Below are 15294 nucleotides of genomic sequence, written 5' to 3'. Positions count from 1 at the left end.
GGCCTACAATTTCCGCATGCGGCATGCGGAAAGTGGCGGCACTGCCATACAGAACCGCCTAGTTCGCGTGGCCGAGCACCTGCCCCAGCGCAGCCATCGTGCGCGCCGTGGCACCCCGGTGAAGCACCGCGAACTCGCGCGCATTACCGCGCATGGCTTCGAGCCCCGGCGCATCGCCCAATATCGTTGCCGCCGCGCGCATCAGCGCATCGGCATCCGCCACGCGCTGGCAGGCGCCGGCAGCGATGGCATCTTCCGTGGCCTGCGCGAAGTTGAAGGTATGCGGCCCGATCAGGACGGGCGTGCCAGCGGCGCAGGACTCGATCAGGTTCTGCCCGCCCAGCGGCAGCAGGCTGCCGCCGATAAAGGCGATATCCGAGGCAGCGAAGTACATCGCCATCTCGCCCATGGAGTCCCCCAGCAGCACGTCCGCGGTGACCGGCTCTGGCAGCCCCGCCTGCTCCCACGCAGCGGAGTCGCCAAGCGTGCCGCGGCGCTGCAGCGTGAAGCCGGCACGCGTGACCAGCGCCGCGACTTCATCGAAGCGCTGCGGATGGCGCGGCACCAGCAGCAAAGCCGGGCGCGGCACATCGGCGCCAAGCGCCTGCCAACGCGCGAACGCTTCCAGCAGCAACGCTTCCTCGCCGTCACGCGTGCTGGTGGCGGCGAACACGGCGCGCGAGCCAAACCCCTGGCGCAGCAAGCGGCCGCGCCGCAGGCCTGCCTCGGGCAGTTGCATATCGAATTTGAGGTTGCCGGTCACCTGCACCGACGGCAGCCCGAGCGCGCGGAAGCGCTCAGCGTCGCCCTGGGTCTGCGCCAGCACCGCGGTGAAGTCGCGATACATCGCGGTGGCGGCGCTGCCAAAGCGCGCGGTGCGGCGGAAGCTGCGTGGCGACAGCCGGGCATTGACCAGCAGCAACGGCACGCCGGCCACGCGGGCACCGCGCACAAGGCTGGGCCATACCTCGGTTTCCATCAGCATGCCGGCATCCGGACGGAAGTGGCGCAGGAAGCGTCGCACCAGCCACGACAGGTCGTACGGCAGATAGCACTGCAGCACGCGCGGCTCGGCGCCGTACAGCTGGGCGCCGGTTTGCCGCCCGGTGGGCGTCATATGTGTGAGCAGGAGGCGATGGGTCGGATATTGCGCCAGCAGCGCGTCGATCAGCGGCTGGGCGGCCCGGGTTTCGCCCACCGACACCGCATGGACCCACAACCAGGGGCCCGCCGACGGCAGGCCGCCATAAGCGCCAAGGCGCTCACCCACGTGCTGCACGTAGCCGGGTTCCTTACGGGCACGCCACACCAGGCGCAGCAGCGCGACCGGCAGCGCCAGCAGCCATAGCAGGTTATACAGAACGCGCAGCATCAGTTCCCCTGCCCACGCACGCGCCGGGCGGCTGCGTAGACTTCATCGACGGACGGCACGATGCCATCGTCGCCCACATTGGCGATGCGGTCCGACCAGTAGCCTTCCGTCTTCCAGCGCCACGTCGCGGTGTAGATCTCGACCGTGGGCCGGCACAGCGCCGCGGCGATATGGACCAACCCCGTATCGACGCCAATCACCACCTCGGCGCGATTGATCAGGCCAAACCCCTGCATGACCGTAAAGCGCGGCAGCACCTGCGCCTGCGGCACGCCGGCAGCGATCTCTTGCGCCGCGCGCCGTTCCGCGTCGTTGCCCCAGGGCAGCAACATGGCCAGGCCCTCGTCCACCAGCCGGCGGCCGAGGTCGTGCCAGCTCGCCAGTGGCCATTTCTTCTTCGCGCCCGCAGTAGCGTGAAAGCACACTGCGTAGCGCGTTGGCAGGCCGGCCCATAGCGCATCGTCGACATGCAGCGTGCGCGCGGCGGGGCCGAAGAATTGAGGCGGTTCCGGCGGTGTGCCACCAGTCAGCGCCGCGCCCAGCAGGCGCGAACGCCGCACCGAATGCGTCTGGCGGGGTACGGTCACTGGTTCGGTATAGAACAGCCGTGCGGCCGGCTCGTAACCGGAGCCTTGCGTGGCATTGGCCAGCCCTATCACGGGCGCGCCCTCGCGCCTGTTGGCCACGCGTGCCACGACGGCAGTCTTGAGCAGGCCCTGCGTCTCGATCACGGCGTCGTAGGCGTCCTCTCGCAAGGCGCGCTTGAACGCACCGATCTCCTGCCAGGTTGCAGCCTGGTAGAAACGCTTGCGCCAGCGCCGCAGCGCGAACGGAATCACCCGCCGCACTTCGGGCAGCAAGCGCACGAGATCGACGTAGCCCTCCTCGACCACCCAGTCGATCTCGCAATCCGGCCAGCGCGCGCGCAGGTCGTGCACCAGCGGCATGTTATGCACCACGTCGCCTAGCGACGAGACCTTGACCACCAGGATGCGCGGCCGCGCGGGCAGCGCATGCGGGGTCAAGGATTTGCCCGTTGTTCCCGTCAGGGGCTCAGTCAACGGCATCCGCTCAGAACGGGAGTTGCGCGTCCGGCTTTTCCGCCAGGATCACACGTTTGAATTCGGCCTGGATACGCGCCAGCGCGGCATCGTTGTCGGCCTCGAAACGCATCACCACCACGGGCGTGGTGTTGGACGGACGCGCCAGGCCAAAGCCGTCGGGGTACTCCACGCGCACGCCATCGATGGTGATGACTTCACGCGCGCCGTCGAACTTCGCATTGGCGCGGATCTTGTCGAGCAGCGTGAAGGCTTCGCCTTCCGCGCATTTGAGCTGCAGTTCGGGCGTGCAGTTGGAGTTAGGCAAGGCATTGAGCACCGCGCTCGGGTCGGCATGCTTGGACAGGATCTCCAGCAGGCGCGCGCCGGTGTACAGGCCGTCGTCGAAGCCGTACCAGCGATCCTTGAAGAACACGTGGCCGCTCATCTCGCCGGCCAGGGGCGCGCCAGTCTCCTTGAGCTTGGCCTTGACCAGCGAATGGCCCGTCTTCCACATCAGCGGCTCGCCGCCGTGCTCGCGGATCCAGGGGGCCAGCTTGCCGGTGCACTTCACGTCATAGATGATCTGCTGGCCGGGATTGCGCGACAGGATCTCCTCGGCGAACAGCATCAGCTGGCGATCGGGGAAGATCACCTGGCCGTCCTTGGTCACCACGCCCAGGCGATCGCCGTCGCCGTCAAAGGCCAGGCCGAGCTCGCAATCCGTGTCGCGCAGGCACTGCATCAGGTCCTGCAGGTTCTCCACATGAGCCGGATCGGGATGGTGGTTGGGGAAATTGCCATCCACCTCGCAAAACAGCTCCGTCACCTCGCAGCCCAGCGCGCGGAACAGGTCGCCCACGAAGGCACCCGCCACGCCATTGCCAGCATCCAGCGCGATCTTCATCGGGCGCGCCAGCTTGATGTCGCCAACGATGCGGTCCAGGTACTGCTGGCGGATGTCGACCTGCTGGTAGCCACCCGCGCCGCTGGCGAACTTGCCGGCGTCGATGCGCTGGCGCAGCGACTGGATCTGCTCGCCGTAGATCGCCTTGCCGGCCAGCACCATCTTGAAGCCGTTGTAGTCGGGCGGATTGTGGCTGCCGGTCACCATGATGCCGGAAGTGGCGCGGCGCCCCGCCAGCTCGACATTGGTGCCGAAGTACACCATGGGCGTGGCCACCATGCCGAGGTCGATCACGTCCATGCCCGCGGCGCGCAGGCCCTCGACCAGTCCGCCGAGCAGGTCCGGGCCCGACAGGCGCCCGTCTCGCCCGACCACCACGGCGCGCTCGCCTTGCTCTGCGGCGGCCGTACCGAAGGACAGGCCAATCGCACGCGCCACGTCACGCGTCAGGGTCTTGTCGACGATGCCACGGATATCGTAGGCCTTGAAAATGGAAGGATCTGCTTGCATGGGTCATCCTGTGTGTAGGCGGTAGAACCAGTCGACGTTGCCAGCCACGTATTCCGGCCAGGGCCGTGTCGGCGGGCAAATGCGTCAAAGACCGTATTTTGCCGGATTGCGAGTGGCGCGCCAGTTATAATCGAGCGGCTTTGCTGGAAAATGGCGCCGCAAGCCAGCCTGGAAGTGGATCGATCCCCACCTGAGCGGGGTGCCACAGCTGCCCGCCCAGTATCGGGGGACAGGCCTGCCGGACAGCCTTGCCGCCGTCCCGGCCCCTGGCTCATCGGCCATACTGAAATGCCCTGGTAGCCTGTTCCTGTTGCCCCGCCGTCGCGCTTTTTGCCCAGTGCCTTCGCCCCTGCCCTCCCACCGCCCGCGTATCGCCTTCCTGATCACGAACTCCGAGATCGGCGGGGCGCAGACGCACGTCGCCGATCTGCTGCACGCCCTGCGCGACAGGATCGAGCCCGTACTGCTGGCCGGGGGCGACGGGCCCCTGCTGGACGCCGCCCGGGCCGCCGGCGCCCGCACCATACGCCTGGCCCTGCTCGACAATGCCCTCTCGCCGCTGCGCGCGCTGGCCGCGCTCAGGGAGCTGCTCAAGGCCCTCCGGGAGACCGCGCCTGACCTGATCCATGCGCATAGCGCAAAGGCCGGCGCGCTAGGGCGGGTGGCCGGCTGGCTGCTCGGCATCCCTGTGGTCTATACGGTGCATGGCTTTGCCTTCAAGGCCGCCGCCCCGGCTCGCCAGCGCCTCATCTCGCGCTGCATGGAATGGCTGCTGGCACCGCTGGCTGCCCGCCTGATCTGCGTGGCGCAGGGCGAACGCGCGCTGGCCGCGTCGCTGCCGATCCCCGCCGCGCGGGTCAGCGTGATCCGCAACGGCATCGCCGACAGCAGCGCGCGGGCGACGCCCGGCGCGCCGCTGCGGCGCATTGTCATGGTGGCGCGCCTGGCCGCGCCGAAGCGCGCCGACCAGCTGATTCGCGCCTTCGCCCGCGCCGCACTGCCCGATTGCGAGCTGGTACTGGCAGGCGTTGGCCCCCAGATGGCCACCCTGCAGTCCTTGGCCGATAGCGTGGCACCGGGCCGGGTAAGGTTTGCTGGCCCGGTCACCGACGTCCCCGCCTTGCTGGCTTCGGCCCAGGCCTTCGCGCTGGCATCCGACCATGAAGGCTTCCCGCTTTCGGTACTGGAGGCCATGCGCGCCGGCCTGCCCGTCGTCGCCAGCGACCTCCCGGGCATCCGCGAGCAACTGGACAGCGGCACCAGCGGCCTGCTGGTCGCCGGCGATGACGAACACGCCTGGGCGGCCGCGCTGGCACGGCTGGCCGACGACCCCACGCTGCGTGAGACACTGGGACGCAATGCCCGGACGCGCTGGGCAAGGGAATTTGGCCTGGCACCGATGGCCGACGCCACCTGGACAATCTACCAGCAAGCGCTGGCGGGCAAGCCAAGCGCCGCCCGCGCGGCGGCCAGCACCGGAGCAGGCGGACAATGAACAAGACCCACAGTGTCGGCCGCCCTGCCCAGCTGACCCGCCCGCAGGGCTCGGAAACCGTCCGCCGCGCCAGCCGCATGCTGGCCTGGGCGCTGCTCGGCCTGCTGCTGTTCGGCCTCAATATCGCGCTCGCCGAGTTCGCCCATCACGCCGCCCTGGTGACTTACGTTTTCACCCGCACCCTGCTGTGGTCGGTGCTGCCCTACCTGTTCGCCTTCGTGCTACTGCACCGCTCCCTGCACCTGCCCGCCATGGAAGGCAACAGCCTGGTCGGGTTGGCCACCACCTTGCCCTTTGCCGCGCTGCTCTTCGTCTTTGCCGCCTTCCACCTTGAGTATTCGCGCGGCGCGCTGCTGCTCAGTTACGTCACCACGCTAGGCTGGATCTGGTTCGGCTACCGGCGCTTCGTGCGCAACTACGTGCCCGTGTTCGGCTATACCGACGCCGCCACGCTGGCGCAACTGGAACAGATCCTCGCCATGCCCGGCGCGGCGCCGGCCAGCCCCACCCGCTTCCAGGCCATCAGCTCGCTCGACGAAGCCGTGCATTGCGACGGCCTGATGCTGGACCGCAATGCCACCGCCGACCCCGAGCGCACCCGGGTGCTCGCCCAGTTCAAGCTCAGCCACGTACGCATGTATTCTGTCGAGCGGATCGGCGAGATGCTGACCGGGCGCGTGGGGCTGGCGCACATCGACGAAAACTTCCTCGACGACTACGCCGCGCACTACTTCTACAGCTTCGCCAAACGCCTGATAGACCTCGCCGCCGTACTCTGCATGGCGCCGCTCGCGCTGCCGCTGGGCGTCGTTGTAGCAGTCGCAATCCGCCTCGAATCCACCGGCCCCGCTTTGTTCCGCCAGGGGCGGGTAGGACTGTTCGGCAAACCCTTCACCATGTTCAAGTTCCGCAGCATGGCGTTCGACGCCGGCGCACCGGCGCAATTCGCCGCCCGCCGCGATCCACGCGTCACCCGCGTGGGCCGCGTCATCCGCAAATACCGGCTCGATGAAATCCCCCAGTTGTGGAACGTGCTGGTGGGCGACATGAGCCTGATCGGCCCGCGTCCCGAGCAGGTTCCGATGGTCGACGAATTCGCCCATACGATTCCGTACTACCCGTACCGGCACCTGGTTCGGCCCGGCCTGTCCGGATGGGCCCAGGTCCAGCAGGGCTACGTGGGCACGCATGAAGAAACCGTGACCAAGCTCAGCTATGACCTGTACTACGTCAAGCATTGTTCGTTTGCGCTGGACCTGCTGATCGGGGTGAAGACATTGCGGACGTTGCTGACGGGGTATGGGGCGCGGTGATGAGCCGAACGCTGGAGGAAATGCTGCCGCAGCCGATGCGGATCATGCTGCTCAGCACCGGCCTGCGCGTTGGCGGCGCCGAGCAACAGGTAGCCGCACTGGCCCGGCATTTCATCGCGCTCGGGCATGCCGTAGCCGTCGTCAGCCTGACGCCGGATTGCGAAGTCGAACTGCCTGCCAAGGCAACCGTGCTGCGCCTGAACATGCGCAAGACGCCGTGGTCGATGGCGAGCACCCTATGGCAAGTGCGCGATTTCCTGCGCGCCTGGCGGCCCGACGTCCTCCATGCACACATGGTCCACGCTAATCTCTTCGCCCGCGCACTGACCCGGATAACGCGCACGCCACCGTTGATTTGCACCGCCCACAGCTACCGGGAAGGTGGCAGGCTGCGCATGCTCGCGTACCGGCTGACCGACCGCTGGGCAAGTCTCACCACCCATGTCAGCGCGGACGGCCGCCAAAGCATGATCGATGCCGGTGCAGCGCCGCCTGATCGCATCGTCGTGATGCCAAACGGCATCGAGATCGATCGCTTCCGCCCCTCACCCGAGCTCCGGCTGGCTACCAGGCAAAGCCTCGGTGCCACCGAGGCATCCATCCTCATCCTCAATGTCGGCAGGCTTGTGCCCGAAAAAGCGCAGAACCTGCTGCTTGACGCATTCAGCCGCCTGCAATCCGAAGAAGGGCTCGAAGCCCGGTTACTGATTGCCGGCGAAGGCTCCGAGCGCGACGCGCTCACCGCCACGATCGACCGGCTCGGGCTGGCCGGGAGCGCCACGCTGCTGGGCATGCGGCGCGATGTTGCCGCCTTGCTCAATGCCGCCGATTTGTTTGTCCTCTCTTCAGAAATTGAAGGGATGCCGCTGGTTATCGCGGAAGCCCTGGCTTGCGGATGCCCGGTGGTCTCCACCGATGCCCCTGGCGTCGCCAGCTTGCTGGGCGACGCGGGACAGATCGTGCCAAGACACAATGCGGCCGCGCTGGCCGCCGCGATGCGCGCGGCGCTGCGCGCCGGGCCCGGCTCCCCTTCGGAGCAGACCGCGCGCCGGGATCGCATCGCCTCGCGATTCAGCATTGAGGCCGTGGCCGGGCAATGGCTAGCCTGCTATGCGCGGCTGGCCAGGCGAGCCACCGCCGCGCCCGTGGAGCTCGCCTGATGCGGCGTCGAGTTGCCGGAAATCTCCTGTGGATGCTAGCCGAGCGCGGCATACAGGTAGCGGCTGGGATTGGCATCGTCGCCATGCTGGCGCGCGCACTGGGGCCCGAAGGATTTGCCCACTTCCAGTACGCCCAGGCCGTGGTCCTGATTGCCGCGTCGGTAGCGTTGATCTGTGGTGGCGAGGTGGTTGTGCCGCGGCTGGTGGCGACGCCATCGCCGCTTGAGCAACACAGGCTGCTCGCGCATGTGTTTTCTTTGCGTGTCGGCGGTGCCATCCTCGGCTATTTGCTGATGTGCGGCTTCCTGCTGATGCGCCAGCCCGCGCCGGACACCTGGGCAGCAGCCTTGTTGCTTGGCATCGCGATCCTGCTCAGGGAACCCTTTGGCGTTGTGGTTGCCTGGCTGCAGGCGCACACCAACAATCGCCCCAATACGCTTTTCAGCCTGATATCGCTCTGCGCCAAGGGCGGCCTCGTGGCCATCCTCTTTGCAGCAGGCGTGCATAGTGTTCCATTCTTCGCCAGCGCATTTGCCGTCGAGGCGATCATCCTTGCCGGCCTGCTGGCCGCTTACTACTTCGGCAGGGTAGAGCGCTGCCACGTGCAATACGATATCCGGTTCACGCGTGAACTGATGACGAACGGCGCGCTGTTCTGGGTGAGCTTCATGCTGATGATGGGCGCGCGCCGGGTCGACCAGTTGGTACTGCAGCCCTCGGTGCCGCTTGCCGAGTTTGGCGCTTATGCCGCTTGCATGCAGATACTCGACAACTACACGGTTGTGGCTACCATCCTGGCCGCAGGGATTGCGCCTATCTATGTCTATGGCAAGCCCATTTTTGCGACAGCGCACACAAACATCGCGCGAATTGCAATCGGCATGACCGCAATCGGCCTATGCGGGGCAGCCTTGATCGCCGTTGGCGCGCCATGGATCGTGCAGTTGCTGTATGGCCACGCCTTTGCATCGACCGCGGCCCTGCTGCAAACCGCGGCACTGTCTTCGACATTGATCTTTGCCGACGTCGGCCTGACCTTGCTTCCAGTCTACCTGCGCCGCCCCGACTGGATCGCCATCAAGTGGGGAGCTGTCCTGGCGGTCACGCTCGCGTTCGACCTAGCGGTGGTGCCCAAATACGGTGCATGGGGGGCTGTCGGAGGCTATACATTAGGCAATGCCGTTGCCGTAGCGTTTGGCGTCTGCCTGTGGTGGCGCAACAAGACAGCACTCTCCCGGGCGACCGCATGAAGCCGCTACCCACGATCTGCTTCCTGACAGGCACACTGAACGCCTTCGCTGGCGCCGAGCGGATGACGGCTGTCATCGCCAATGCACTCGCGGAGCGCGGCTATCCGGTGCTGATCCTCAGCCTGTGGGATGAGCGCAGTTGCTTTACGCTCCATCCCGACGTCGTGCATGAGGCGCTGTTTGTGCAACGGCCGTCGTTCAAGCGAGCCTATCTCGCCACAGTCAATGGAATCAGGCGCTTTGTGAAGCAACGCCATGTCGATGTGCTGATTGAAGTCGACACCATGCTCACCCTGTTCACCCTGCCCGCCACCCTGGGCCTCAAGGTTCGGCGCATCGCGTGGGAGCATTGCCACTTCGACGAAGACCTGGGCAAGCCGGCACGACGCTTCGCCCGGCGGCTGGCGGCAAGATTCAATGAAGCCGTGGTGGTGCTGACGGAGCGCGACCGGCAGCGGTGGATGGAGGCGCTGGCGCCGCGGCAACCCGTCATCATGATTCCGAACCCATTGCCCTTCGCATACCCGCCGAAGGCGTCAGAGCGCGTGAGCAAGACGGTTCTGGCGGTCGGCCGGCTTACGCATGCCAAGGGCTTTGACATACTGCTGCGTGCCTGGGAAAAGGTGACCGCATCCCAGCCGGACTGGTGCCTCGTCATTGTGGGAGAGGGGGAAGAGCGCAGTGCGCTTGAGGCGCTGATCCGCGATCTGGGCATCTCCAATTCCGTAGACATGCCGGGCTTGCACCGGAACATCGAAGAAGCCTACCGGCAAGCCGCGCTCTTTTGCTTAAGCTCGCGCTATGAGGGGTTCGCGCTTACGCTTATCGAGGCAATGGCTTTCGGCCTGCCGATCGTGTCCTCGGATTGCGAAACCGGTCCTCGAGAGCTCGTGCGAAACGGCAGTAACGGGTTGCTCGTACCCAAGGAGGATCCGGCAGCCCTGGCCACTGCACTGCTCCGCCTGGTCGCTGACCACCCCCTGTGTGCGGAACTAGCCAACGAAGCCAGAAACTCGGCCAGCGGCATGGCCATCGCACCAGTCACCGAGCGCTGGCAACGCCTGCTTCAGTAGTCCAAATCGGAATCTACCGGGGAAAGGTCGGGCATTGCCCAGCGCGGCCGCGGTGTTCGTTGACTCACCGCTCGGTGAACGACATGGTTTGGCGGTGGCATACAGCCTACCGGGACGGGGAAAGAAACCGTTCATGGTACAATGTGTATACATAATAGTGTGCGTCACCCCTATCATTCTCGCTGCGCAGATGCCGGTCACTTCCCCCACAACGTCAGACACACAGTACCTCTCGCTAACGAGTTTTGTTGCGAAATATTTCAAGCTTCTGCTGATCAGCGCCATAGTCGGCGCATTGGTTGCTGTCGGTTTTTCGTTCATCCAGCATCCGCGCTGGACGGCGAAGATGACGCTGCAGATCGGCCAGGTTGCTAGCGCCGGCTCGGTGGTGCCTGGTGTAGGTGCCGCGCCGACCAATTTGATCGAATCCCAGATGACCACGGTTGAACGGTTTGGCCTGTCAAGCTTTAAGTTCGACGTACTTAAGGTAATGGGACTGCCCCTGCCTAACAGGCAGAATCCGGACTCCGATCTGATTTTCGACTCGCTGCGTGCAGCCCCGTCGAAAAGCCTGGATCTCATCAATGTGCAGGCGTCTGGGTACTCCCCCGAGATGGCAACGCAGACACTGCGCGTGGCCTTCAACGAGCTGCGCAGGGAACATGATAAAGCGTTCAATCCGACAATTGATCGCATGAAGGCAGAGCTGAAGGACACCTCCGACAAGCTCGTCGCGATGGAAAAGGAATACGATTCCGTCTATGGCTCGCTCAAGCGGACCAGCGATCAAGCAAAAGGTCAAGCGGCCCCGCACGACGTCTTCCTGGCTAACGTGGTAGCAACGATCAGTGTTGAATCGCGAGCCCTGAACCTCCGTAAGGCGCAACTGGAAGAAGCATTGGCGTCGCTGCGGACTTATCCGACTCGAGTACTTGGCGACATCTATGTCGCCGATCGCCCGAGCACACCGGGCAAGCTGCTGTACTCCGCCGGCGGCGCATTCATCGGCTTGATTGCCGGTATTTTGATCGCGCTGTTCTTGAACCTGCGCCGTCGTTGACAGACACTGGCCGAGGCTCCTCGGCCAGTTTGCATTCACCCGGAATGCGCGAACGTCTGGCGGATCGGCTGGCCGCCGTATCTAGATCCGCTGATAACCCTCACTCAACTGTTTGTGTATCATCTGCGCGCACAGCCGCTCTTGCGGATCCGTGGAGAAGCGATCGTCAGTGTGGTTGAAGCATGCCGATTCGACCAGCTGAAAGTGCGGGAATGCGGTGAACAGCCGACTGTAGTCAAGCTTGTATGACGTCACGGCAGCGCAATGGGCATAGGGCCGCGCTGTGGGCACATCTGGCATGAAATCCGTGATCCCGATCCAGCCGCCATCGCGAAGGCAGCGGTCGGCCTCGGCCACTACGCGTGAAATGTGCTCCCGATCCACCAGGTAGAGGCAGAACCCGAACAGGATGAAATCGAGGGAATGATCCGGAAACTCGAGTTTGTCAGCCGTTCCCACCCGGAGCTCCAGTTCGGGAAATAGCTGCTGGCCCTTCGAGACCGCCTCGCCTGATGGGTCAATGCCCAGACCACGGCATTTCGTAGCACGACAAATGGATGCGAGATTGACGCCGGATGAACTGCCGACCTCCAGCACGGTGTCGCCCGGCCGGATGTACTTGCTGTACAGCGCGGCAGCGGAACTAAGTTCGTTGGCTGAGCGTTTGTCCGCATAGAACGCGCGGTTGCGTTGGAAGTAGCGGTCACCTTCCCCGCCCTTTGAAAAGATGTCTCTTTGTCTTGCGGCCATAGGGAAGTTTCCAACTTGGTCGTGCGAAGGACAAGAGGGAGGTAGCTCGCTGACATCCTCTCGCAATGTATCAAATACAATACATATTGCGACTGTTTAATGACATTGACAGCGATCATTCTACACGGATGGAGTTCCCTGGACCGCCGTTGGCTAGGGCAGCCTCCAATCGCTGAGCCACCACGGCTTGCAGGTGCCCCAAACGCCTCAGGAAGCTATGTGGACCCTAGATTTGCCAGTCTATCACTAGCCTACTGATGCTATCCCTCCGCATGGCCATCGGAACAACGGCCCAACGACTAAAACCTGTGTCGCGACAACGCGCATAGACCCGCCAAATGGGAGACGGTGCCAATCTCGATGAATTGACGCTCGATCACTCCGCCCCTGTCATTGGTCAAGCCGCACAGTCATCACCTTGGTGCCTGTGGGAATCAGTCGCTTTCCGTCGTAGTCACCCAAACCGTAGATACCCTTGAAATCCGGGCACAGACCAACATTCGGGAGACCATCGATGAGCGGCCTTTCCATGACGGCGGGAAGGAACCAATACGCCTTGCACCCGATTTTTCCAACAAGGACCTCCGGATTCTCAACCTTGATCAAGACGTCTAGGGGCACGCTGTCGCGGATGCCTTCAAGCGTCTCCAGCGTGGCTGACAAGCCCACCGGTCGGCGCTCGCCCTGAGCGAGAAAACTTCTCTTAGTGATCGGCCCTTGCAACGCAAACACCGATATCGACACCACCAGAGCAACGTAGGAGTACCCGGCGAGAGCAGATGTACCCGGCAGCAAGCCCACTAACAGCAGGGGAATAATCAATCCCAGCGCGGCGCCAATGGCATCTGGCCCGATCCATCCGATGCGCAGACAGAGGCCTGAGAGCAGCAAACCGACTATGGCCGCCATCGCCACCCGAACGCAGTTCAATTGCGAGCCCGACTGCGATGCAAGCTTGGCCGCGAGAAAAGGCAGTGCGACAACGACTGGAATATTTGAAAAATAATAAGCGGAGCCGCCTGGCACAAAAAGCGCAAGCGATAAAGCCAGCGCGGGCACAAGCAATGCGAACAACATCTGGAATTCCACGCTCTTGAGGTAGGCCACGCCCAGTTTGCGCACACCGACGCCGAAGCACAGCCAGACCGGCAGGAAATGCATGGTCATGAAGAACCACAGCTTGACGGAAGGATTTTCTAGCGATGGTCCCCTGACGTAGGTCTCGACAAAGTCGAACGGTTTGAAAAACACGACCTTTCCCGCACTGGTGGCCGCGCCCACGACAAGGAAGTACATCAGCACAGAAGCAAGCGCCAATGCCGCCCAGTAGAATGCCGAACGGAACCTGGTCAGCCCTAGCATTCCGAACAGGCACAGCCCTACGATGCCCACGCTACCTTTCGCGAGCCCCGCCAACACAAGCAACAACAGCGCCAGCACGAACTTGAACCGCTGGCCAGGGCCTTCCACGAAGCCGTGCAGGAAGGTAGATACCGACGCCGTCAGCAACACCATGGATATCAGATAGGACTCGGAGGCCAGATAGCTGTCCCACATAGCCGACAGACTGAAGACCGGTACGGTGATGCTGGCAAGGAACAGAAGCGCAATGCTCAGCAGGGCACGGCTGAATGGCAAGTCCCGGTTCAACTGGCAAGCTAGCCCCGCCAACGCGAAAGCCAGCAAGAGGGGTCCCATTGCGATAAAGAAATAGGCGTAGCTGGCCAGTGCCTCGAATCCGCTGAGTGTGGCAAGTCCCGCGAAAATCTTATGAGAAAGCGTGTGATACCCGATCGGAACCAAGCCATCGAGGCCAAGCGACGCCGTGCCATAGTGGCCGTACATCGCCGCAATTGCTGCATGAAAATAGGAATCCAGCGTCAGCCCGCCTGACAACAATGCGCTCTTGTACTGATAGTCGATATAGACCCCGGAGCCGAGCACCGTCACCAGCAACACGGGCAGCGCGAGCAAGTCGCGCGAGCCAATCAGCCATCCCCTGCGGAACAGGATCGCGCACCCTGCCGCTCCCAGCACATAGAGTGGATAGCGCAGTAGCGGCATGAACGGCAGCGCAATGAGCAGTACGATCATTGCCAACGCCGCCACGCCTGCCTGCCGCGCAGCAAGAATGAGCAGTGAATACAGCCCGACCAGCACCGCGCAGATCAGGACAATGCGCGCGACAATTTGCCAGGTAACCGCATTAAAGGCAAGTCCAGCTGCCACCGCCACGAACAGTATTGAGCCCAGAAGATACAACTGGACAATTCCCCAGACCTTCTGATCGTCGCCCTTCTGGGTCAAACTCTTTTGCATGAAATGCCCTCAGCTCAACGCAACCTCCAATGCACCATGTGGTGCCCGCGATGAGCAATAATTGTCGGTAAGCAGGAACTTATTTGATATAGCCCAGCCTGATCATTTCCGCAGCCATCCCGGAGAGATAATCGCGGTACTCGCAGGTGGGCATTTGCGTCAGCAGCGCCTCGAACTCAGCGAGGTTGAGGAAACCCCGTACCAGCGCTGCCTCCTCGGGGCACCCAATCTTGACGCCCTGACGCCGTTCAATCGCTTCGATATAGGCGGAAGCTTCCTGCAGGGCCGTGCTGGTGCCCGCATCCAGCCAGGCAAAGCCTCGGCTCAAGCGATGCACTCGCAGCATTCCACGCCTCAGGTACTCAAGATTGACGTCGGTGATCTCCAGCTCGCCCCGTGGCGAGGGACGAATCGAGCGCGCGATCTCGACCACTTGACGGTCATAGATATAGATTCCTGGGACCGCATAGGCGCTGCGAGGCTGGGCCGGCTTCTCTTCGATGGAAAGCGCATTGCCGTTGGCATCGAACTCGACTACGCCATAGCGCTGCGGATCCTTGACATGATAGGCAAAGATGGTCGCGCCGCCCTGGAACGCGGCCATTGCCCGGGGAAAGTCGTCTCCGCCGGAGAAAATATTGTCACCCAGCATCAGCACCACATCGCCACCCGCAACGAAGTCCTCCGCGATCAGGAAGGCCTGTGCGATCCCCTCTGGCTTCGTCTGTGCCCGATACTCGATGCTAACGCCCCATTGCCGCCCGTCCTTGAGCAAATCCTGGAACCGCGGCAGGTCCTTCGGCGTGGAAATCAGGCAGAACTCGCGTATCCCCGCCGCCATCAGGACAGTCAGCGAATAATAGATCATGGGCTTGTCGAAAACCGCCTGCAATTGCTTGCTGGAGATCTGCGTAAGCGGGTAGAGGCGAGAACCGGTGCCGCCGGCAAGAATGATAGCTTTCATGATTGAAGTCCCTGACTCCGACTATCGTCGGGCACACCGTGTTCGACGATAGTCCAGTTGCGCCTGCGATGAAGCAAGCCC

Annotated in this window: 12 protein-coding genes; 6 read left to right on the top strand and 6 right to left on the bottom strand. The window is 63.5% G+C overall.

What is annotated here, in order from left to right:
- Nucleotides 1-58 precede the first annotated feature (58 nt).
- Genes waaA through AC1RQK_RS20740 form a run of 3 tightly spaced genes read right to left on the bottom strand, consistent with a single transcriptional unit; the run spans nucleotide 59 to nucleotide 3829 of the window.
- Nucleotides 59-1372: a lipid IV(A) 3-deoxy-D-manno-octulosonic acid transferase gene (waaA, locus tag AC1RQK_RS20750; RefSeq protein WP_492810890.1), complete on the bottom strand. Its 1314-nt coding sequence runs from the start codon at nucleotides 1370-1372 to the stop codon at nucleotides 59-61.
- Complete coding sequence (gene waaC, locus AC1RQK_RS20745; protein WP_477135373.1) at nucleotides 1372-2439, bottom strand: lipopolysaccharide heptosyltransferase I; 1068 nt, start codon at nucleotides 2437-2439, stop codon at nucleotides 1372-1374. Before waaC ends, waaA begins: the two co-directional genes overlap by 1 nt.
- A gap of 4 nt (nucleotides 2440-2443) precedes the next feature.
- Nucleotides 2444-3829, bottom strand: coding sequence for a phosphomannomutase/phosphoglucomutase (locus tag AC1RQK_RS20740; RefSeq protein WP_492373284.1), 1386 nt, complete (start codon nucleotides 3827-3829; stop codon nucleotides 2444-2446).
- 337 nt (nucleotides 3830-4166) lie between these two features.
- On the opposite strand from AC1RQK_RS20740, the gene AC1RQK_RS20735 reads away from it, so the two are divergent.
- The 6 genes from AC1RQK_RS20735 (at nucleotide 4167) to AC1RQK_RS20710 (ending at nucleotide 11180) form a co-directional block, all read left to right on the top strand.
- Nucleotides 4167-5324 carry a glycosyltransferase family 4 protein gene (locus AC1RQK_RS20735; RefSeq protein WP_492810887.1) on the top strand — a complete coding sequence of 386 codons (1158 nt, stop codon included), beginning with the start codon at nucleotides 4167-4169 and terminating at the stop codon, nucleotides 5322-5324.
- Complete coding sequence (locus tag AC1RQK_RS20730; RefSeq protein WP_492810885.1) at nucleotides 5321-6637, top strand: sugar transferase; 1317 nt, start codon at nucleotides 5321-5323, stop codon at nucleotides 6635-6637. Before AC1RQK_RS20735 ends, AC1RQK_RS20730 begins: the two co-directional genes overlap by 4 nt.
- Nucleotides 6637-7797, top strand: coding sequence for a glycosyltransferase (locus AC1RQK_RS20725; protein ID WP_492810883.1), 1161 nt, complete (start codon nucleotides 6637-6639; stop codon nucleotides 7795-7797). Before AC1RQK_RS20730 ends, AC1RQK_RS20725 begins: the two co-directional genes overlap by 1 nt.
- Nucleotides 7797-9047 carry a lipopolysaccharide biosynthesis protein gene (locus AC1RQK_RS20720; RefSeq protein WP_492810881.1) on the top strand — a complete coding sequence of 417 codons (1251 nt, stop codon included), beginning with the start codon at nucleotides 7797-7799 and terminating at the stop codon, nucleotides 9045-9047. The genes AC1RQK_RS20725 and AC1RQK_RS20720 overlap by 1 nt, the downstream gene beginning before the upstream one ends.
- Nucleotides 9044-10120, top strand: a complete 1077-nt coding sequence (locus AC1RQK_RS20715; protein WP_492810880.1) for a glycosyltransferase family 4 protein — start codon at nucleotides 9044-9046, stop codon at nucleotides 10118-10120. The genes AC1RQK_RS20720 and AC1RQK_RS20715 overlap by 4 nt, the downstream gene beginning before the upstream one ends.
- 190 nt (nucleotides 10121-10310) lie before the next feature.
- The gene (locus tag AC1RQK_RS20710; protein WP_492810878.1) at nucleotides 10311-11180 is read left to right on the top strand and encodes a hypothetical protein; all 870 of its coding nucleotides are present in this window, start codon (nucleotides 10311-10313) and stop codon (nucleotides 11178-11180) included.
- An 81-nt stretch (nucleotides 11181-11261) separates the two neighbouring features.
- On the opposite strand, the gene AC1RQK_RS20705 is transcribed toward AC1RQK_RS20710, so the two are convergent.
- From AC1RQK_RS20705 to rfbA, 3 genes are all read right to left on the bottom strand, one after another.
- Nucleotides 11262-11930, bottom strand: a complete 669-nt coding sequence (locus AC1RQK_RS20705; RefSeq protein ID WP_492810876.1) for a class I SAM-dependent methyltransferase — start codon at nucleotides 11928-11930, stop codon at nucleotides 11262-11264.
- Nucleotides 11931-12320: 390 nt separating this feature from the next.
- Entirely contained in the window at nucleotides 12321-14249 is a 1929-nt protein-coding gene (locus AC1RQK_RS20700; protein WP_492810874.1) for a hypothetical protein, read from the bottom strand.
- Nucleotides 14250-14328: 79 nt separating this feature from the next.
- Nucleotides 14329-15213, bottom strand: coding sequence for a glucose-1-phosphate thymidylyltransferase RfbA (gene rfbA / locus AC1RQK_RS20695; protein WP_492810872.1), 885 nt, complete (start codon nucleotides 15211-15213; stop codon nucleotides 14329-14331).
- Nucleotides 15214-15294: the final 81 nt, after the last annotated feature.

Source organism: Cupriavidus sp. GW822-FHT02D05 (genome assembly GCF_058802485.1).
This window is presented reverse-complemented; position numbering and strand designations above follow the sequence as displayed.